Origin of the sequence: Nocardia neocaledoniensis (assembly GCF_003182135.1) — a bacterium.
In the GTDB taxonomy this organism is placed as follows: domain Bacteria; phylum Actinomycetota; class Actinomycetes; order Mycobacteriales; family Mycobacteriaceae; genus Nocardia; species Nocardia neocaledoniensis.
The window spans coordinates 66,128-85,492 of sequence record NZ_QGTL01000018.1 but is presented as its reverse complement, the minus strand read 5'-3'; the positions used below and the strand labels follow the sequence as shown (position 1 = coordinate 85,492).

Sequence of the window (19,365 nt, the reverse complement as noted above, 5' to 3'; positions counted from 1 at the left end):
GGGAGAGCGACGGGCGTGATCGGTCGAAGCGATGAGAATTCGGGACCGCGCTCGCGCGGGACCCGCTGGATCTGGCTGTCCGCGGTGGTGGTGGCGTTGTTGCTGATCGCCGGGGGTTTCGCCGCGATCGCCAAGCCGTGGACGCCGGAGTTCCGGCACGGCGGGCTCACGATCGCGGACGCGCCGAGCACCGACCTGCCGGGCGCCGCGGTCGCCCCGGCCCGATCCGACGCGCCCGCGCCCACGGTGGCCGGGATCGCCGCCGCGCTCGCGCCGGTGGTCGGCAGCCCCGATCTGGGCGCGTTCGCCGGACAGGTGACCGATCCCACCAGCGGCACGGTGCTGTGGAGCCAGGACCCCGCCAAGCCGATGATCCCGTCGTCGACGGCCAAGATCATGCTGACGGCCGCCGCGCTGCTCACCCTGCCCGACGATCAGCGGGTGGCCACCAAGGTCCTCGCGGGCGCGCCCGGCGAGCTGGTGCTCGTGGCCGGGGGCGACCCGACTCTGACCAACACCACCGACGGCGGCTACTACACCGACGGCGCCCGGATCGCCGATCTGGCGGCCCAGGTGAAGGCCGCGGGCAGGCAGGTCAGCGCGATCGTCGTCGACACCACCGCCTACACCGGTCCGACCCTGGCCTCGGGCTGGGATCCGATCGACATCCCCGAGGGCTCGATCACCCCGATCGAGCCGATCATGCTCGACGGCGGCCGCTTCGATCACACCGCCGACTACTCGCCGCGCACCTCGACCCCCGCGCTGGACGCGGGCCGGGCGCTGGCCGCGGCGCTCGGCGTCGATCCGGGCGCGGTCCGGGTCGGCCCGGCCGACCGCACCGGCGTCGAGATCGCGAAGGTGGAGTCGGCGCCGCTGCGAGTCCGCCTGCACGACATGATGATCCACTCCGACAACGTGCTCGCCGAGACCATCGGCCGCGAACTGGCCGTGGCCACCGGGCACGAGGCCTCCTTCGCCGGCGCCGTGGCGGCCACCGCCGCCGCGCTGAGCAGCGCCGGATTCGATGTCAGCGGACTGCATCTGGCCGACAACAGCGGCCTGTCCGTCGACGATCGGGTGCCGCCGCGGCTGCTCGACTCGATCGTGGCCACCGCCGCCGAGCCCACCGGCGCCGCCGCCGTCGTCCCGGCCGGCACCCAGGCCAGGCCCGAAACCGATCCGCGCGCAGCGGCTCTCGCGCCGCTGCTCGACGACCTGCCCGTCGCAGGCGGCACCGGCACGCTCGCACCGCGCTTCGTCACCCAGAACCGCCAGGGCGCGGGGTGGGTGCGGGCCAAGACCGGAACTCTGAGCGTCGCCAGCGCGTTGGTCGGGTATGTGCTCGACCGTGACGGCCGGGTATTGACCTTCGCGCTCATGTCCAACGACCGGCTGCCGGAGGTCAGCAGGCCCGCCCTCGACGCGGTGGCGGGCGCCCTGCGCGACTGCGGTTGCAACTGAGAGCGGGTGGCGATGACCGAGGACAAGCGCACGAATTCCGGTTTCAGCGGCGCGGTGGACTGGCGGCTGGCCGCCCGCACCGGCGCCGTGCTCGCGCCCGCCGGACCGCGCACCTCACGCCGGATCGCCGAACAGATCGTCGCCGAACTGGCCGAGGCCTCGGTGCGGGCCGAAGGTCCGGTGCGCGAGGTGAGCGGGCTGCTCGACGACCGGCCGGTGCCCGAGGCCAGGATCGTCGACCGGGCGGGCTGGATCTCGGCCGCCGCGGATTCGATGGCCGTGCTCACCGGCACCGAGGCCACCAGCGCCACCGGCAAGCTCGTCGGTAAACCGGCGGGCGTCCAGGCCGGGACCATGCTGGCCTTCCTGTCGACCGCGATCCTCGGCCAGTACGACCCGTTCACCGGCGCGGACGGCACGCTGCTGCTGGTGGCGCCCAACATCCTGCACGTCGAGCGGGCGCTCGGCGTCGACCCGTCGGACTTCCGGCTGTGGGTCTGCCTGCACGAGGTGACCCACCGGGTGCAGTTCTCCTCGGCGCCGTGGCTGGCCGACTACATGCGCACCAATGTCGACATCCTCAGCGAGGTCGGCGAGGAACCGATGAGCGAGCTGCTCGGCCGCCTGCTCAACGAGGTGAAGGCCCGGCGCACCGGTGAGAACGCCGACGATCCCAACAGCCGCGGCGTCGTCGGCCTGCTGCGCGCCGCGCAGGCGCCGCCGCAGCGGGAGGCGCTCGACCGGCTGCTGATGCTCGGCACCCTGCTCGAAGGGCACGCCGATCATGTGATGGACGCCGTCGGACCCGCGGTGGTGCCCACGGTCGCCGACATCCGCGCGGCCTTCGACCAGCGCAGAAAGAAGCCGACCAACCCCATCCAGCGGCTGCTGCGCGCGCTGCTCGGGGTGGACGCGAAGGTCGCGCAGTACGTGCGCGGCAAGAAGTTCGTCGACGCGGTGGTCGAGCGGGTGGGCGTCGCGGAGTTCAACACGGTGTGGACGAACGCGGAGACACTGCCGCGTCTCGACGAGGTGGATCACCCGGAGCGGTGGATCGCCCGGGTGCTGTAGGGCGATGACGGTGCGACTGCCCGAGACGGCGGCGGTGCTGGCGGTGCGCCGCGGCGTGCGCGAATGGGTGACCGCGCGGGGCGGGCGGATGCCCGTTGTCGTCGGGCTGTCGGGTGGGGCCGATTCGCTGGCCCTGCTCGCGGCCGCTGTCGTCGAGGCGGGCGATGTGACGGCCGTGGTGGTCGATCATCAGCTGCAACCCGGCTCGGGCGAGGTGGCCGCGGGGGCCGCCGCGCAGGCGCTGGCGCTGGGCTGTATTGACGCGGTCGTCGTGCCGGTCGAGGTCGGGCGGAACGGGGGAGCGGAGGCGGCGGCGCGGGCGGCGCGGTACGCGGCGCTGGAATCCGTGCGGGCGGGGCGGCCGGTGCTCCTCGGGCACACCCTCGATGACCAGGCCGAGACTGTGCTGCTCGGGCTGGCGCGCGGGTCGGGTGGGCGGTCGATTCAGGGGATGGCGGCCTGGAACGAGCCGTGGGGGCGGCCGTTGCTCGGGGTGCGGCGGGCACAGACCCGGCAGATGTGCGCGGACCTGGGAATCGAACCCTGGGAGGACCCGCACAATCTCGATCCGGCGTACACCAGGGTCCGGGTGCGGACCGAGGTGTTGCCGCTGCTGGAGGCCGTGCTCGGGGGCGGTGTGGCGCAGGCGCTCGCCCGCACCGCGGATCAATTGCGCGACGACGGGGAGGTCCTCGACGCGCTGGCCGCCGACCTGCTGCGCGCGGCGAGATCGTGCGGCGAGGGCACCCGCGCGCAACCGGGGCGGGGGCGCGCCGACGGCTCTCGCGAGGCGGTGGCCGCCGGAGAGCCCGGGAGTTGCCGCCCTCCCGGCACCGGCGCGCCATCGGAGACCACCGGAGGCAGTGGCCCCGCCGACACCGATCGCCCGACGCTCTCGATCGAGATCCTGGCCACTGCGCCCGCGGCCCTGCGCCGCAGGACGATCCGGGCGTGGCTCGCCGAACAAGGGGTCAGCGGGTTGCTGAACGCCCATTTACAGGCGATCGACGAGCTGGTGAGCGACTGGCGGGGCCAGGGCGGGGTCGCCGTCGCGGGTGGCGGCAGGGACCACAGGTTGGTCGTGGCGCGCGAGCATGGCACGCTGACGGTACGCGCGCAGCCGCGTCTCGATGCCACATAACACGAAGGGACACCCACTTCCGTGTACGGAGACGACATCGCTTCGGTGCTGATCACCGAAGACCAGATCAAGGCCAAGATCGAGGAACTCGCCGAGCTGGTCGCCAAGCGTTATCCGCCGGACGCGCCTGAAGGCGACCTCCTGCTGATCGGTGTCCTCAAGGGCGCGATCTTCTTCATGACCGATTTCGCCAGGGCCCTGCCGATCCCGACGCAGCTCGAGTTCATGGCCGTGTCGTCCTACGGGTCGTCCACCTCGTCCTCCGGTGTCGTGCGCATCATGAAGGACCTGGACAAGGACATCGCCGGGCGCAATGTGCTGATCGTCGAGGACATCATCGACTCCGGTCTGACGCTGTCCTGGCTGCTGCGCAACCTGGCCACCCGCAACCCCGCCTCGCTGGAGGTGGTGACCCTGCTGCGCAAGCCCGACGCGCTGCGCACCCCCGTCGAGGTCGCGCACGTGGGCTTCGACATCCCGAACGAGTTCGTCGTCGGCTACGGCCTCGACTACGCCGAGCGCTACCGCGACCTGCCCTACATCGGCACCCTCGACCCGAAGGTCTACTCCTAGTCCGTCGGGGCGAAGGCCCGCAGGACCGCGTCGACCAGGGCATCGGCGAACGCGGTGTCCAGCGGGCCGGAGCGCGGTAACCAGCGCTGGGTGATCGGTCCGTAGAGCAGGTCGACCATCAGATCCAGATCGGCGTCGGCTCGGATCTGGCCCGCGCTCCGTGCCTTCGCCAGCCGTCGCACTTTGGCGGCGTGCACCGGCTGTTCCAGCTGCTCGCGATACTGCGCGGCGAGTCCCGGGTCGTTGACGACCTCGGTGAGCACCGCGCGCAGGGGCGCGTCGAAGGCCGGGTCGGCGAATTCCGCGACCGTGGCGCGCAGCACCGTCTTCAGATCGGCGGCGAGGTCGCCGGTGTCCGGCAGCTCGATGGCGCCCTCGGCGTCTTCGCTCTGCGCGAGGATCGCGTCGAAGACCACCGCGCCCTTGGACGGCCACCACCGGTAGATCGTCTGCTTGCCGACGCCGGCGCGGGCGGCGATGGCCTCGATGGTCAGCTTCGCGTAGGCGACCTCGCCGACGAGTTCGCGGGTCGCGCTCAGGATCGCCGCGCGGGAGCGTTCGCTGCGACGGGTGCTGTCCGGGGTGCGTGCCATGGGCGCGAGTCTAGCCCGAAATAAAACGAGACGTTCCGTCTTGACAAGTGTTCGACTGCGCGGCATCCTTGATGACATCGAAGCGAGACGAACCGTCTCGTCGCACTTGAAGGAGACCCACATGACCCGCGCAGCCGACGAAACCCGCACCTGGTTCATCACCGGCGCCTCGCGAGGCCTCGGCCGAGCCTTCACCGAAGCGGCGCTCGCGGCCGGGGACCGCGTCGTCGGGGTCGCCCGTGACGTCACCCCGCTGGCCGAGCTGGTCGCCGCCGCCGACGGCAGGCTGGTCACGTTCCCGCTCGACGTCGCCGACCGCGCCGCCGTCTTCGCCGGGGTGCGCACGGCGTTCGAGGTGTTCGGCAGGCTCGATGTCGTCGTCAACAACGCGGGCGGCGTCGTCCTCGGGATGCTCGAGGAACTCACCGAGCGGCAGGCCCGTGAGCACCTCGACGTCAACTTCTTCGGCGCGCTGTGGGTGAGTCAGGCGGTGGTGCCGCTGCTGCGCGAGCAGGGCTCCGGCCACATCCTGCAGGTCTCCTCGATGGGCTCGGCGGGCGGCTTCGCGGCGACCGGCGTGTACGGCGCGGGCAAGGCCGCCCTCGACGCCATGACCGAGGCGCTGGCCATGGAGGTCGAGCGATTCGGCATCGCCGTCACCATCCTGCAGCCCGGCGGCTACGAGACCGGGCTGTTCACCAGCGGCCTCACCATCACCGAGCAGAACCCGGCCTACGCCGAACTGCGCGCCTGGCTCGAGCAGATGTGGAGCGAGTCGAAGGACGCCGACCCGGCCCTGGCCGCCGAGGTGGTGCTGCGCATCGTCGACATGGCCGAGCCGCCCAAGCGCGTCATCCTCGGCGACGCCGCCTACGGCATGGTCGCCGACCTGACCGCCGCCCGCACGGCCGAACTCGCCAAGTGGGAGCACCTGAGCAGGCAGGCCGGCTGAGGATCAGCTCCCGACGACGCGCAGCAACGCGCGGATGTCGGCCTCGATGAGCCGGAACAGCGCGTACGACCCGATGAAACCGAGCACCCCGCCCACGCAGACCGCGCGCAGCGGGGTTGTCGTCGTCAGCAGGTCGGGCACCGGCAGGAAGGTCGCGCTGACCACGGCGAGCAGCGGGATCGACGCGGCCGTCATCAGATAGCGGTGACAGCGGGTGAGCAGGCCGGTCAACGCCACGCCGTCGCCACGGAAGTCCTGGCCGTGGTGCAGGAACAGCGGGTAGACGCAGCGCGTGAGATACAGGGTGATCAGGAAGAACGGGTAGGTCATCGCGATGGCGGCGCAGATGGCCGCCGCGAGCAGGAAGTGCACGGCTGTGCGCACGGGTAATTCGTCATCGGCGAGGCCGATGGTGGCGGCGAAAACGACCGCCGCCACCAGCCAGAGCGCGAAAGCCACTGCCACCGCGCGGTTTCCGAAACGCAGACAATCGCGGCGGGTGCGGTCGAGGGTGTCGGGGCCACAGACCCGGCCCTTACGCAACCGGCGCGGGACGATCAGCAGCCTGCGCGCCGCGTAGATCAGCACCACCGCGCCCGCGGCGAAGAACGCGGCGTTGGTGACGCCGGCGACCGAGATCAGCGTGTCCCTGGTGGCGGAGGTGAGGCGATCGACGATCAGCGCGGTGTTCAGCCGGGCGTTGTAGGCGGCGGCCAGCATGTTCGGTATCGCGACGGCGAGCATGAGCACCGGAAACAGGAACGAGCGCAAGCGGATTCGCCAGCTGCCGGCAGGCGGGTCGACGAGTTCGCGGGCGTGCCCGTCCAGGCACAGGTCGAGCTGGGCGGCGAGGATGTCGCCGTCCGGCCAGCGGTCGGCGCGGTCGGCGGCAAGGCAGGTGAGCAGGACCCGGCGCAGCGTGGGCGGGCAGTCGGCGGGCACCAGGTCTGCGGCGATGCCGTCGGCGCGGCGCTCCAGGGCGGCGCCGAGCGCTATCTCCGGGCGCAGGTCGTCGAGGGGGACCGTGGTGTCGTCGAAGGGTTTCTGGCCGGTCAGCAGTTCCCACAGCACGACGCCGAGCGAATAGATGTCGGCCCTGGTGTCGAGATCCTCGGCGGTGCGCGCCCTTCCGGGATGGCAGGCCTCGAGCTGTTCGGGCGACATGTACGACAGCGAGCCGCCGAAATACGAGACCGGACTGGTGCCCGCCGACCGGCTGTAGCTGATGTTGAAGTCGGCCAGCTTCGGCACACCCTCGGCGGTGAGCAGCACGTTCGCCGGCTTCACGTCACGGTGCAGGACCTCGTTGGCGGCGGCGTACTGCAGAGCCCGCGCCAGCCTGCTGCCCAGCCAGGCGACGGTTTCCGGCCAGCTCAGCCGGGCGATCTCGGCGCGCACGGCGGAGTCGGTGGGCCGGATCTCGCCGCGCTCGGCCATGGCGGCGTCGACCGCGTCGAGCAGCAGCAGACTCGTGCGTTCGGCGGGCGGGGTCGCGCGGACCCAGCGCAGCACGCCCAGCAGGGTCCCGCCCGGCAGGAACTGCATGTACAGCAGCCGCAGGGCGGGGGAGCCGTCGGCGGGCGGGTCCAGCACGTGCTGGTCGAACACGCGCACGACGTAGTCGTGGTCGAGCTGGGCCATGGTCTGCGGTTCGGTGCCGCTGTCCGCGGAGATCTTCACCGCCACCAGCCGCTGCATCGACCGCTGCCGCGCCAGGAACACCCGCGCGAACGCGCCGACTCCCAATTCGGTGAGCAGCTCGAAATCACCGATCCGACCGCCGACCTCGATCCGGTCGAGTCCACGGCGATCGGTCGGGTGCATGTCGGCGGTGCGGTCGAGTGCGGGCCTGGTCGCTTCGGTGGTACTCGTCGGGCTCACGGACGGGGGTACGGGCGCGGCGCGCCCGTGGTTCATCCGGTCAGCTGACAACTCGCTCGAGGGCGGCGAGGTCGGCTTCGAGCGCGCGGAACAGCAGGTAGGAGCCGATGAAGGCGACGATGCCGCCGACACAGAGCACCCGCACGGCCACGATCACCTGCGGGATGTCGCCGGGCGGCAGGAACGTGACGCCCGCGACCGCGAGCAGCGGCACCGAGGCCGCGATGGCCAGGTACCAGGTGCAGCGCCGGGTCAGCGCCCGCAGCCAGACGCCGTCGTCGACGCTGATCTCGCCGTGCCGCAGGAAGATCGGATAGATGCAGCGCACCAGATAGAACGTGACCAGGAAGAACGGGTAGGCCACCGCGATCGCGCCGCACACCAGCAGCGACGCGAGGAAGTGGACGACGGCGCGGCTGGGCACGTCACCCGACGACAGGCGCAGGGCGATCGGGAAGGTGATCCCGGAGATCGCCCACAGCGAGAACGCCACGATGACGAACTGGTCGCCGAGACGCAGGGTGTCGTGTCTGGTCCGGCGTAGCGTCGCCGGGTCGTAGCGTTTCCCGTGCCGCATGCCGCGCGGCACCGATAGCACGAAGCGGGCCAGATACAGCAGCACGACGGTGCCCAGCGGGAAGAACACCAGGTTCACCCCGGCGGTGATCACCACGAACGACTGCTGCGCGGTCTCGCTGAGCCTGCTCACCACCAGCGTCTGGTTGTGCACGATGTTGTACCAGGACGCCAGCGCGTTCGGCACGCCGACGGCGAGCACCATCACCAGCAGCGGCACCCGCCGCCAGCGGAACTGCCAGCTCGTCGGCGGCGGGTCGACGAGGTTGCGCGCCCGCTCGTCCAGACACAGGTCGAACTGCTTGGCCAGCACCCCGCCGTCGGGCCAGCGGCGGTCGCGGTCGGGTTCCAGGCAGGTGAGCAGGACGCGGCGCAGCGCGGCGGGGCAGTCGGCGGGCACCCGCTCGAGCGCCGCGCTCTCGACGCCGCCGGTGCGCCGTTCCAGCATCGCCTCGAGGGTGGTCTCGTCGCCGCTGCCCGCGGCCGCCGCGGTGCTGTCGTCGAACGGCTTCGCGCCGGTGAGCAGCTCCCACAGCACGACGCCGAGGGAGTAGATGTCGGAGCGGGTGTCCAGGTCGGCGGCCGAACGGGCCAGGCCGGGATGGCACGCCTCCAGCTGCTCGGGCGACATGTACGACAGCGAGCCGCCGAAATACGACACCGGACTGGTGCCCTCGATCTCCCGGCTGAAGCTGATGTTGAAGTCGGCCAGCTTCGGCACGCCCTCGGCGGTGAGCAGGACGTTCGCGGGCTTCACGTCGCGGTGCAGCACGCCGTGCGCGGCGGCGTAGGCCAGCGCCTCGGCCAGGCGCCTGCCCAGCCAGGCGACGGTCTCCGGCCAGGTCAGCTCGGCCAGTTCGGCGCGCACGCTCGAGTCGGTGGGCCGGATCTCGCCCTTCTCCTCCATGGCCGCGTCGACCGCGTCGAGCAGCAGTTTGCCGCTGCGTTCGGCCGGTGGCGTGGCGCGGACCCAGCGCAGCAGGCCGAGCAGGGTGCCGCCGGGCAGGAACTGCATGTACAGCAGCCGCAGCCTGCGCTTGTCCGCGGGCGCGGCGCCGGTGTCGAGCAGCCGCTGATCGAACACGCGCACGATGTAGTCGTGGTCGAGCTGGGCCAGGGTCTGTGGCTCGGTGCCGCGATCGGCGGAGATCTTCACCGCGACCAGCCGCTGCATCGAGCGCTGTCTGGCCAGGAAGACCCGGGCGAACGCGCCGGTGCCGAGCCCGGTGAGCAGTTCGAAATCGTCGATGCGCTGGCCGATCTCGATGCGGTCCAGCGGCGCGAACACACCGGGCGACGAGTCGGCGGCGGTCGCCGCCGACGTCGCTGTCGCGGTGAGATCGAGCTCGGGCGTGGTCACCTCAGTAGTACGAGTCATCTCCGCCGGATGGTTCACGGTCGGGTCGGCGCGGTGCGTGCTCTGCTCGAGGTCGTCGGTGTTGAGCAGCCCGCGCAGGCTCGACGCCTGATCCGGGTATTCGCGCAGGCACTCGCGGGGGTCGACGCGCTCGCCGCTGTGCCTGCGGATCACGAACTCCTCGAACACCAGCCCCGCCGGCAGCGAGGCTCGGTCGAGTTCGGGGAACTCGGCGCAGTAGGTGTCGAGGCGCTTGCGCACGATGTCGGCGCCGGCGTGGTGCAGCCAGCGATTGCGCAGGTCGACGCGGATCAGCTCGTGCAGGGCCTGTCTGCGCAGGGTGCGCGCGTCGGGGAGGAATTCGGCGATCTCGGGTGGACGCTCGGCGGCGGAACCCCATGCTTCGGCGAACGCTTCGACCATGTCGCCGCGCACGTTCGTCGACCGACCGTCGGGCAGGTCGCCGTTTCCGGTGTTCTTGCTCATCCACCGACCTAAGGTTCGCGCCACACCGACACCATCGGCCCCCGAGCCCTCTCCGAATGATAACTTGCGCATTCACGGCAGATCACCCGAATCTCGAGACCATGCGACGGGGGGCGAATCCGCAGATGCACGAAGACCTCACAGCGGTAGCATGGGAGTCCGTCGACGACGACGGCGTGACAGACGCTGAGGTGACGATGGGTGCCCAGGCCTATCCCATCGGCGGCCCGGCGGCGGCGCTGGCCGCCCGGGTACGCGCGGGCACGATCACGCCCGTCGACGTGGTGACAGAGGCCTTGGCGCGCATCGCGTCGGAGAATCGAAAGATCAACGCGTTCACCGTCGTCCGTGCCGAACAGGCGCGCGCCGAGGCGCTGGAGCTGGCCGCCCGCGACGATCTGGACGAGTTGCCGCTGGCCGGGGTGCCGATCGCGGTGAAGCAGAACATCGCGGTGGCCGGGGTGCCGACGCGCACGGGTTCCGCGGCGACCGCCACCGATCCGGTGGCCGCCGATCATCCGGTGGTGGCGCGGCTGCGGGCCGCGGGCGCGATCGTCGTCGGCGTGACGGCGATGCCCGAGCTGGGCCTGTGGGCCACCACCGACGAGGACGGCACCGTCACCCGCAATCCGCGCGATGTCGGGCGGTCCGCCGGTGGCTCCTCCGGCGGCGCGGCGGCGGCGGTGGCCGCGGGGCTGGTGCCGATCGCGCACGGCAACGACGGGCTCGGCTCGATCCGGGTGCCCGCTGCGGCGTGCGGTGTCTTCGGGATCAAGCCGGGCAGACAGGTGGTGCCCGCCGGAATCGGCGCCGACTCGTGGGCGGGCATGGCCGAGAACGGCGTGCTCGCGACGACCGTCTCCGACGCGGCGCTGGCCCTGTCGGTGCTGGCCGAACGCTCCGACCTGGCCGAGCTACGCGCACCGCACCGACTACGTATCGGACTGGCCGTGGCTCCGCCGTCGCGGCTGGTCCGGATGGATCGGCACTGGACGGCGGCGGCGCGCACCGCGGGCGCGCGGGCGGCGGCGGCCGGGCACCTGGTGGAACCGATCGACCTGCCCTACGGTGACTCGGCGCTCGCCATGCTGCTGCGCTGGCCGAGCGTCGGACTGGCCGACGCCGAGCGACTACCGAATCCCGAACTGCTGCAACGCCGTACCAGGCGGCACCTGGCGGTGGGCAGGATGATCCGGAGGCTGCGCCTGGTCCGGGCGAGCCAGGTCGACCGGATCGAAGCGGGCATGGTCGACTTCTTCGAGAACTTCGACGTGGTGATCACCCCGACGCTCGCCGCGCCGCCACCGAAAGCCAAGCGCTGGAGTTCGCGCGGCTGGGCCGCGAACGTCCTCGCCTCGGCGCGCTACGCGCCCTTCACCGGCGTCTGGAACCTGCTCGGCTGGCCGGCCGCCTCGGTACCGATGGGCACCCACGCCGAGGCACACACCCCACTGGCGGCGCAGCTGGCAGGCCCGCCGGGAAGCGAGGCCACCTTGCTCGGCCTCGCCGCCCAACTGGAGCTGACGAACTAGACCGCGATGGCCTGCGGCTGCTGCTGCGGCTCGGAGAACCCGCCGTCGACGGCGCGACCGGCGAATTCCAGGATGGTCGGGCGGGTGTCGTCGGCCCGCCACGCCACCGCGAGCTCGCACGGGGAAAGGCCGGTGACCGGACGCGCGGTCAGGCCGGGCCAGCGGTACATCGGCACGTTGTTCTCGGCGAGCAGGCAGACGCCGAGGCCGAGGCTCACGGCCTCGAGCTTGTCCTCGGGAGTGGCCGCCTCGGCGCCGATCTTGGCGGCGCGGCCGCCGCGGGCGTCGTTGCCGAGCCAGAAGTCGCGCACCGCGCCCGCCTCGGTGGGCAGGGCGATGAACGGCTCGTCGAGCAGGTCGGCGAAGTCGATCGCGTCCTGCTCGGCCAGGGCGTGGTTCTCCGGGAGCAGCACCCAGCGCGGCTCGGTGCGCAGTACCTGCCAGCGGTAGCGGTTGGGATCGGGCAGCGGCAGCCACACCAGGGCCAGGTCGGCCTGGCGGCCCGCCAGGCCGCTGGACGGGTCGTTCCAGGAGGCGGCGTGCAGGGCCAGGCGGTGGCCGCTGGCGCTCTCCAGGTCGTTGAGCAGACCGCGGCCCAGCGCGGACTGGATGCCCACGCGCAGCACCTCACCGGCCTCCTGCAGGGAGACGTTGGTGACCTCCCAGAGTTCCAGGATCTTGCGTGCGCCTTCGAGCAGTTCCTTACCGGCGACGGTCAGGGCGACACTGCGCTGGTTGCGGTCGAACAGGACCACGTCGAGCTGGCGTTCGAGCTGGCGGATCTGCCGTGACAGCGTCGGCTGAGCGATGTGCAACCGCTGAGCGGCGTTGGTGAAATGCAGTTCCTCAGCGACGGCGACGAAATACCGCAGATCGCGCAAATGCGGGTCCATAGCACCTTGCTATCAGAATCGGTCGGGAAATTCCAGCCAAAACGGGCAAGGAAGTTCGCGTAGGTGGATCAAAACAGTCACCAGGTTGGTATCGGACAGCATATGGCCTGGCATGTAGCACTGCATCATTGAGGCGTCATTGTTGTGCCACGGCCGGGGATCGGCCGTTGGCGAGCTCGGGGCTGGGCGCTTGACCAGCAAAGATGCGGCCGGACTCACAGGAATCGGCGTCGCGGAGCGGGCGCTCAGGGGCCGGGTTCGCGCGGCAAAACGTACCGCTGACCACTGTTCTCGCCGCCATCAAGATCAATGAGTGACATTCGTCACAAAGAGGTTTTGGGGCCGTGAATCCGGCCGCGACGAGCGAGCGCCGCGGCCGGATCGCGGCTACCGCTCCTTCTTCAGCCGCAACACGGCGGGCAGGTCGATGCGGCGGATGCCCCGCGCGCCCGCCGCCCGCATCGCCGCCACCGCGACGACCAGCTTGTTCATGTCGTACGGGTACCAGAACAATTCCTTGCTCGTGGTCGGCAGCTTCGGCTTGGTCATCGCCTGCGCGCGGCAGTACTTGCGCAGACCGGCCGCGCCGCCCCAGCGCGCGCCCACGCCGGACAGGCCCCAGCCGCCCATCGGCATCGCCGGGTTGAACAGGTTGGCGAACACGTCGTTGATGTTCACCGCGCCCACGTTCAGCTGCCTGGCCACCCGCTCGCCGCGCGCCTTGTCGCCCGTCCAGACCGAGGCCGACAGGCCGTAGATCGAGTCGTTGGCCAGCCGGATCGCCTCGGCCTCGTCGGCCACCTTCATCACCGGCAGCGTCGGCCCGAAGGTCTCCTCGGCGACGCAGGACATCGAATGGTCCACGTCGACCAGCACGGTCGGTTCGAAGAACGTGCCGACGCCCGTGCGCTTGCCGCCCGTGGTGACCCGCGCGCCCGCGGCGACGGCCTCGTCGACGTGGCGCTGCACGATCCGCACCTGGTTCTCGTTGGCCAGCGCGCCCACGTCGTGCTTCGACGCGCGGCCGTCGGCGCCTTGGCGCAGGGCCGCGACGGCATCGGTGAGCTTGGCGACGAACTCGTCGTAGACCGGCGCCTCCACGTAGACGCGCTCCACCGAGATGCACACCTGACCGGCGTTGAACATGCCGCCGAAGGCGATGCCGTGCGCGGCGCGGTCGATGTCGGCGTCGGCCAGCACGATCGCCGGATCCTTACCGCCCAGCTCGAGGCTGTAGGGCACCATGCGCTCCGCGCAGGCGGCGGCGATCCGGCGGCCGGTGGCGGTCGACCCGGTGAACTGGATGTAGTCGGCGTTCTCGACGACGGCGGCGCCGGTCTCGCCCGCGCCCGTGACCACCTTGAACACCGGCGGCGCGCCGATCTCGGCCCAGCCGCGCGCGAGCTCCACCGCCGACAGCGGCGTGACCTCCGAGGGCTTGAGGATCACCGCGGCGCCCGCGGCCAGCGCGGGGAACACGTCGATCGCCGGCATCGCCAGCGGGAAGTTCCACGGAGTGATCACCCCGACCACCGGGTACGGGCGGTAGGCCACGGTCAGCGACTTCACCCTGGCCAGCGGGCTGTGCGGGGACGGGTGCTCGTCGGCGAGGAACTTCCCGGCGCGGCGCGCGTAGTAGCCGAGCAGGTCCACGGCGAAGGCCGGATCGATGAGCGCGTCGACGCGCGGCTTGGCGGTCTCGGACTGCAACACCTCGGCGAGCTGCTCGGTGTTGTCGATGAGCCAGTCCTGCATCTTCAGCAGCCAGCGCTTGCGGCCCTCGGGGCCGATCGCCTCCCACTCCGGCTGGTACAGGCGCAATTCGCGAACCGCCGCCGCGACATCGTCCGGCGCGACGATCGGGACGGTGCCGGTGCGCTCACCGGTCGCCGGATTGCGTACTTCGATCACGGCCGCGGTCTGGTCGAGTTCAGTCACTGGTGTGCTCCCACTGCGTTGTGTGCTTCAGTTCACCCAACTACAGCGTGGCACAAAACGGACCCGACCGACCGGGATCTATCCGGCTTCTTGCGCCGCGGCGTCCCTGGCAGCGATCCGGCGCAGCGGCGGCTCGGTGGGCGGCGGCACCCGGCGATCGGGGAGTTCGGCGAGCAGTGTGGTCGTGGCCGCGGCGATGGCGGCGACGGCCTTGTCGACGGCGGGCTTGGTGGTGCTGCTCAGCCCGGAGATGCCGCCGACTTTGCGCACATATTGCAAGGCGGCAGCGTAGATCTCCTGCTCGGTGGCGGCAGGCTCCAGACCACGCAAGACGGTGATATTTCTACACATGTCAGAACCATAGACCTGTGTGACAGGTCACGCGAGGCATCCGCGGCACTAGACTCGGCCCCATGCCTGCCAGGGGAGTACCAGCGCTGACCACCTTTCCGTATCCGGAACTAGACGAGCGCGAGGAAGACCACTGGTCCGGCGCCGGCGTGAGCGACGACGAGCTGCGCGCGCTGGCGCTGGGCGCCTTCTACTCCACGCGCTGGGACGCCTTCCACGACGCCATGCTGCTCGGTCCCGAACGCGAGCATCCGCTCGGCGACCGCCGTGAGCTGGCCATCGACACGCTGACCGGCGCGTGGGGCATCACCGACGGCACCGAGGCGCGCGCGTCGATGGAACAGCTGCTCGAGGGCATGCACGCCCCGCTCTACGCGCTGGTGCACCCGCTGGTGATGGCCTCCATCAACGCCAGCGAACGCGACCGCTTCGGCGAACGCGCCGACCGGCACCGTGCCTTCCTGCGGCAGGTCGGTTCGTTTCGGGGGATGGACAACCCGGAGGCGCTGGTCCGCGACTACGACATCTGGGCGCAGGCCATCAAGATCGGGTTCACCGAGCACCTGGCCCGTCCGCTGCCCAACGACATCCACGCCTGGGACCTCGCCCGCGTCGTCGCGGTCGCGCGGATGGCGTTCACCGCCGGCTACCTCGAGGCCGACGTGGCCTGGGAGTACGTCATGCGCGCGCTACCGCCCGCTCAGCGCCGCTACCGCAACTGGCGGCAGTTCGGCGACGCCTACCTGGCCGGCTGGACCTACTGGCAGGCCACCGAGGACCTGGCCGAACTGAAGAACGGCGGCGTCGACCGCCGCATGGAACTGCTGCGCCTGTGGACCCGCCCGACCAGCCCGTGGCGCCGGATCGAGCTCAACGAGCCCGAGCAGAAGACGGAGACCGAGGTGACCGAGCCGAACTGACCTCAGTTCGGCTCGGCCTGGTGGCTACAGGCTGCGCAGGATGCCGCGGCCGTAGCGCTGGAACTGGGTGTCGTCGACCATGCCGAGCGAGTGGCGTTCCACCAGCAGTTCCCACTCCGCGTAGAGCTGGGAGACGCCCGGGTCGGCCGGGCCTGCCGCGCCGTCGGCGGCCTGCCTGCGCACCGCGAAGTTGACCGCGCAGGTCACCCGCTCGGTGTCGGCCCGGTCAACGCCCGCGAAGTGCAGCGTGCGATTGCCGTCGCTCACGTCCATTCCCGAGCCGCCGCCGTGCCTGGTGTCGATCTCGCCGGGCGCCGACCGCGAGCCCTCGACGGTGCGCGCGCCCAGAATGGCGGGCACGGGCAGTTCGTGCGCGTAGCGCTCACCGCCGATGGCGATGAACAGCAGGCGCGTCGTCGTCGCGGCCAGCAGTCCGGTGCCGTTGCCAGCGGGCGGCGCCGCCACGGCGATCGCGGTCTCGAGCACGTACTCGTCAGGCGTGACGTACCTGTTCAGCGCGTTGACCGCGGCGCGCGACTCCTTGCGCGGCGCCATCCTGCGCACCGCGCGCTCGACATCGGCCCTGGTCGGTCCCGACTTGCCCCACTCCGGCGGGGGCGGGGTGAGATCGGGCGCGGCCACGTCGATGCGCTTGGTCGCCATGATCTGGTCGTTGATGCGGTCGACGATGCCCAGCGCGGCGGGCACGTCGTGCTCGGCGATGAGCACCGGAAGCGGGGTGCGGTCGGCGGGCACGCCGGTGAGCACCGGGGTGGGATACCGCAGGTAGATCTCGATCACCACCGCGTCGTCGGCGCGGCGGTTCAGCCGCACCTTGAGCAGGTCGGCGATGGGAACATCGAGTACCCGCTCGCCGTCGGTACCAGGGCGGAGAACGGTGAGCCGTCCACGTCCGTGGCGCAGAATCGCTGTGGGTGTGCGTAGCTCGACGATGTCCATACCCCCTGCGCTGTAGTTGTGTCGTCGCCCACGATATGGCGGGCATGACATGATTGTGGCCACTTGCAACAACACGTCCGAGGTATTCGGGAACCTCCCTCGTGCCTCGAGCGTTTACCAGTGCAACTGCACCAGCAGCCGAACTGCGCGATGTATCGAACTAGACCGTACGCGGTAACGTGGCATGTCCGCATCCGAAACCCGCCGATCTCGACGCTTCGCTAGGCACACCCGGAGAAATAACCGGAAAGGACTGGGCCGTCCGGCCGACGCTCTATGAACCGCAAGACAGTGTTTCGCACTTTGGCGATCATCTCGGGCATCATGCTCATGATCTGGCTGTTCAGCTTTCTCAGCGATGACACGCGCGGCTGGGAGAGTGTCGACACTTCCGTGGCGCTCAGCCAGCTGGAAGACAAAGCCAACGTCAAGAACGTGCAGATCGACGACAAGGAGCAGCAGCTCCGCGTCGAGCTGAACAATGGCAACGAGGCGACGAACAACAACAGCAAGATCGTCGCCAAGTATCCGGGCGGCGGTGAGAACTCGGCCAAGGTCCTCGATGCCGTGCAGAAGTCCGGCGCTCCGTACGACACGGTCGTCAAGCAGGAGAGCTGGCTGTCCCAGCTGCTGCTGTTCATCGTGCCGATGGTGCTGCTGGTCGGCCTGTTCATCTTCGTGATGTCGCGGATGCAAGGCGGTGGCCGCGGCGGCATGATGGGCTTCGGCAAGTCGAAGGCCAAGCAGCTGTCCAAGGACATGCCCAAGACCACCTTCGCCGATGTGGCCGGCGCCGACGAGGCCGTCGAAGAGCTGTACGAGATCAAGGATTTCCTGCAGAATCCGGCCCGCTACCAGGCCCTCGGCGCGAAGATCCCGAAGGGCGTGCTGCTCTACGGCCCGCCCGGCACCGGTAAGACGCTGCTCGCGCGCGCCGTGGCCGGTGAGGCCGGTGTGCCGTTCTTCACCATCTCCGGTTCGGACTTCGTCGAGATGTTCGTCGGTGTCGGCGCCTCCCGCGTGCGCGACCTGTTCGAGCAGGCCAAGCAGAACAGCCCCTGCATCATCTTCGTCGACGAGATCGACGCGGTCGGCCGCCAGCGCGGCGCGGGCCTCGGCGGCGGCCACGACGAGCGCGAGCAGACGCTGAACCAGCTGCTCGTCGAGATGGACGGCTTCGGCGACCGCACCGGCATCATCCTGATCGCGGCGACCAACCGCCCCGACATCCTCGATCCCGCGCTGCTGCGCCCCGGCCGGTTCGACCGGCAGATCCCGGTCGGCAACCCCGACCTGGCAGGCCGCCGCGCGATCCTGCGGGTCCACTCGCAGGGCAAGCCGATCGCGCCCGACGCCGACCTCGAGGGCCTGGCCAAGCGCACCGTCGGCATGTCCGGCGCCGACCTGGCCAACGTCATCAACGAGGCCGCACTGCTCACCGCGCGTGAGCACGGCGCGGTGATCACCGGTGAATCGCTGGAGGAATCGGTCGACCGCGTGATCGGTGGTCCGCGCCGCAAGAGCCGGATCATCAGCGAGCACGAGAAGAAGATCACCGCCTACCACGAGGGCGGCCACACCCTGGCGGCCTGGGCGATGCCCGACATCGAGCCCGTCTACAAGGTGACCATCCTGGCCCGCGGCCGCACCGGCGGCCACGCCATGACGGTGCCCGAGGACGACAAGGGCCTGATGACCCGGTCGGAGATGATCGCCAGGCTGGTGTTCGCGATGGGCGGCCGCGCGGCCGAGGAACTGGTGTTCCACGAGCCGACGACGGGCGCGTCCTCCGATATCGACCAGGCCACCAAGATCGCCCGCGGCATGGTCACCGAGTACGGCATGAGCGCGCGCCTCGGCGCGGTCCGCTACGGCCAGGAGCAGGGTGACCCGTTCCTGGGCCGCTCGATGGGCGTCGCGTCGGACTACTCGCACGAGGTGGCCCGCGAGATCGACGAGGAGGTGCGCAACCTGATCGAGGCCGCGCATACCGAGGCCTGGTCGATCCTGAGCGAGTACCGCGAGCAGCTCGACGCGCTGGCGACCGCGCTGCTCGAGCGCGAGACTCTGCACCGCAAGGACCTCGAGACCATCCTGGCCGGTGTCGAGAAGCGGCCGCGGATCACCGCGTTCAACGACTTCGGTGACCGCCTGCCCTCGGACAAGCCGCCGGTGAAGACGCCGGGCGAGCTGGCCGCCGAGCGCGGCGAGCCGTGGCCGCCGGTGCAGCCGGTGCCGCCCGCGCCGGTCCCGGCGGGCGCGCCGCTCGAACCCGCCAACGGCTACCCGGCGCAGCCGCCACAGTACGGCCAGCCCGCGCCGCCCGCCAGCGGTTACCCGCTGCCGTCCGGCGCGCCGACCCAGGCGTTCCCGAGGCAGGGCGGCACGCACGGTTCGCGTCCCGACTACGGCGCACCGGCCGGCTGGTCGGCGCCGGGGTGGCCGCCGCGCGAGGAGCAGCAGCAACCGCAGCAGCCACCGCAGGCCCCGCAGGGACATAGCGGTGCGTGGGCTCAGCCGGAGCAGCCGCGCCACGGCGGCGGCTTCCAGCCCTGGGGCGAGGCGCCCGCCGCGCCGCCGCAGCAACCAGCGCCCGGCAGCGAGCCGGAGAACAAGGACTGGGAAGGGCCGAACGGCCGTCGCTGACGGACGGCCGACTACGCTCGACCGTCTGACG

The 19,365-nt window shown here is 70.9% G+C and carries 15 protein-coding genes; 8 read left to right on the top strand and 7 right to left on the bottom strand.

All coding sequences use genetic code 11. The features are described 5' to 3' along the window. Window positions 1-15: 15 nt before the first annotated feature. From DFR69_RS31945 to hpt, 4 genes are read left to right on the top strand one after another with little or no spacing between them, the layout of a single operon-like run. A complete protein-coding gene (locus tag DFR69_RS31945; protein WP_110041412.1) occupies window positions 16-1,464 on the top strand; it encodes a D-alanyl-D-alanine carboxypeptidase/D-alanyl-D-alanine-endopeptidase in 1,449 nt (482 codons plus the stop codon). Window positions 1,465-1,476: 12 nt separating this feature from the next. Beyond that, window positions 1,477-2,535, top strand: a complete 1,059-nt coding sequence (locus tag DFR69_RS31940) for a zinc-dependent metalloprotease (RefSeq protein WP_110041411.1) — start codon at window positions 1,477-1,479, stop codon at window positions 2,533-2,535. Between the two features lie 4 nt (window positions 2,536-2,539). Beyond that, window positions 2,540-3,676 (top strand): tRNA lysidine(34) synthetase TilS, encoded by a 1,137-nt coding sequence (gene tilS, locus DFR69_RS31935; RefSeq protein ID WP_110041410.1) that lies wholly within the window; start codon window positions 2,540-2,542, stop codon window positions 3,674-3,676. Window positions 3,677-3,697: 21 nt separating this feature from the next. Next, entirely contained in the window at window positions 3,698-4,249 is a 552-nt protein-coding gene (gene hpt / locus DFR69_RS31930) for a hypoxanthine phosphoribosyltransferase (RefSeq protein WP_110041409.1), read from the top strand. Here the strand turns inward: hpt and DFR69_RS31925 are convergent. Next, window positions 4,246-4,842, bottom strand: coding sequence for a TetR/AcrR family transcriptional regulator (locus tag DFR69_RS31925; protein WP_110041408.1), 597 nt, complete (start codon window positions 4,840-4,842; stop codon window positions 4,246-4,248). The two genes, hpt and DFR69_RS31925, sit on opposite strands and share 4 nt — an antisense overlap. Before the next feature lie 121 nt (window positions 4,843-4,963). Here DFR69_RS31925 and DFR69_RS31920 point away from each other — a divergent pair, with 121 nt between their 5' ends. After that, a complete protein-coding gene (locus DFR69_RS31920; protein WP_110041449.1) occupies window positions 4,964-5,794 on the top strand; it encodes an SDR family NAD(P)-dependent oxidoreductase in 831 nt (276 codons plus the stop codon). A 3-nt stretch (window positions 5,795-5,797) separates the two neighbouring features. Here the strand turns inward: DFR69_RS31920 and DFR69_RS31915 are convergent, their stop codons facing one another. Both DFR69_RS31915 and DFR69_RS31910 read right to left on the bottom strand, forming a co-directional pair. After that, window positions 5,798-7,618: a serine/threonine-protein kinase gene (locus tag DFR69_RS31915; protein ID WP_444980190.1), complete on the bottom strand. Its 1,821-nt coding sequence runs from the start codon at window positions 7,616-7,618 to the stop codon at window positions 5,798-5,800. Between the two features lie 97 nt (window positions 7,619-7,715). After that, the gene (locus tag DFR69_RS31910; RefSeq protein ID WP_110041406.1) at window positions 7,716-10,094 is read right to left on the bottom strand and encodes a serine/threonine-protein kinase; all 2,379 of its coding nucleotides are present in this window, start codon (window positions 10,092-10,094) and stop codon (window positions 7,716-7,718) included. A 197-nt stretch (window positions 10,095-10,291) separates the two neighbouring features. On the opposite strand from DFR69_RS31910, the gene DFR69_RS31905 reads away from it, so the two are divergent. After that, window positions 10,292-11,626, top strand: a complete 1,335-nt coding sequence (locus tag DFR69_RS31905; protein ID WP_110041405.1) for an amidase — start codon at window positions 10,292-10,294, stop codon at window positions 11,624-11,626. On the opposite strand, the gene DFR69_RS31900 is transcribed toward DFR69_RS31905, so the two are convergent. From DFR69_RS31900 to DFR69_RS31890, 3 genes are all read right to left on the bottom strand, one after another. Next, window positions 11,623-12,519, bottom strand: a complete 897-nt coding sequence (locus tag DFR69_RS31900; RefSeq protein ID WP_110041404.1) for a LysR family transcriptional regulator — start codon at window positions 12,517-12,519, stop codon at window positions 11,623-11,625. The genes DFR69_RS31905 and DFR69_RS31900 overlap by 4 nt on opposite strands. A 387-nt stretch (window positions 12,520-12,906) precedes the next feature. Continuing rightward, entirely contained in the window at window positions 12,907-14,457 is a 1,551-nt protein-coding gene (locus DFR69_RS31895) for an aldehyde dehydrogenase family protein (RefSeq protein ID WP_110041403.1), read from the bottom strand. A 78-nt stretch (window positions 14,458-14,535) separates the two neighbouring features. Then, on the bottom strand, window positions 14,536-14,808 hold the full coding sequence (locus tag DFR69_RS31890; protein ID WP_110041402.1) for a DUF2277 domain-containing protein: 273 nt from the start codon (window positions 14,806-14,808) through the stop codon (window positions 14,536-14,538). Between the two features lie 62 nt (window positions 14,809-14,870). Between DFR69_RS31890 and DFR69_RS31885 the strand changes: the two genes are divergently transcribed. After that, on the top strand, window positions 14,871-15,728 hold the full coding sequence (locus DFR69_RS31885) for a DUF1266 domain-containing protein (RefSeq protein WP_110041401.1): 858 nt from the start codon (window positions 14,871-14,873) through the stop codon (window positions 15,726-15,728). 24 nt (window positions 15,729-15,752) lie between these two features. On the opposite strand, the gene DFR69_RS31880 is transcribed toward DFR69_RS31885, so the two are convergent. Then, window positions 15,753-16,688 (bottom strand): hypothetical protein, encoded by a 936-nt coding sequence (locus DFR69_RS31880; protein ID WP_110041400.1) that lies wholly within the window; start codon window positions 16,686-16,688, stop codon window positions 15,753-15,755. A gap of 276 nt (window positions 16,689-16,964) precedes the next feature. Here DFR69_RS31880 and ftsH point away from each other — a divergent pair, with 276 nt between their 5' ends. After that, window positions 16,965-19,334: an ATP-dependent zinc metalloprotease FtsH gene (ftsH, locus tag DFR69_RS31875; protein ID WP_110041399.1), complete on the top strand. Its 2,370-nt coding sequence runs from the start codon at window positions 16,965-16,967 to the stop codon at window positions 19,332-19,334. Window positions 19,335-19,365: the final 31 nt, after the last annotated feature.

What these genes read in the sequence shown, in the direction of transcription:
- DFR69_RS31940 (WP_110041411.1), top strand. Translation starts at nt 1,477, where the DNA reads ATGACCGAGGACAAGCGCACGAATTCCGGTTTCAGCGGCGCGGTGGAC.
- tilS (WP_110041410.1), top strand. Translation starts at nt 2,540, where the DNA reads ATGACGGTGCGACTGCCCGAGACGGCGGCGGTGCTGGCGGTGCGCCGC.
- DFR69_RS31925 (WP_110041408.1), bottom strand. Translation starts at nt 4,842, where the DNA reads ATGGCACGCACCCCGGACAGCACCCGTCGCAGCGAACGCTCCCGCGCG.
- DFR69_RS31920 (WP_110041449.1), top strand. Translation starts at nt 4,964, where the DNA reads ATGACCCGCGCAGCCGACGAAACCCGCACCTGGTTCATCACCGGCGCC.
- DFR69_RS31915 (WP_444980190.1), bottom strand. Translation starts at nt 7,618, where the DNA reads ATGCACCCGACCGATCGCCGTGGACTCGACCGGATCGAGGTCGGCGGT.
- DFR69_RS31910 (WP_110041406.1), bottom strand. Translation starts at nt 10,094, where the DNA reads ATGAGCAAGAACACCGGAAACGGCGACCTGCCCGACGGTCGGTCGACG.
- DFR69_RS31905 (WP_110041405.1), top strand. Translation starts at nt 10,292, where the DNA reads ATGGGTGCCCAGGCCTATCCCATCGGCGGCCCGGCGGCGGCGCTGGCC.
- DFR69_RS31900 (WP_110041404.1), bottom strand. Translation starts at nt 12,519, where the DNA reads ATGGACCCGCATTTGCGCGATCTGCGGTATTTCGTCGCCGTCGCTGAG.
- DFR69_RS31890 (WP_110041402.1), bottom strand. Translation starts at nt 14,808, where the DNA reads ATGTGTAGAAATATCACCGTCTTGCGTGGTCTGGAGCCTGCCGCCACC.
- DFR69_RS31885 (WP_110041401.1), top strand. Translation starts at nt 14,871, where the DNA reads ATGCCTGCCAGGGGAGTACCAGCGCTGACCACCTTTCCGTATCCGGAA.
- DFR69_RS31880 (WP_110041400.1), bottom strand. Translation starts at nt 16,688, where the DNA reads ATGGACATCGTCGAGCTACGCACACCCACAGCGATTCTGCGCCACGGA.
- ftsH (WP_110041399.1), top strand. Translation starts at nt 16,965, where the DNA reads ATGAACCGCAAGACAGTGTTTCGCACTTTGGCGATCATCTCGGGCATC.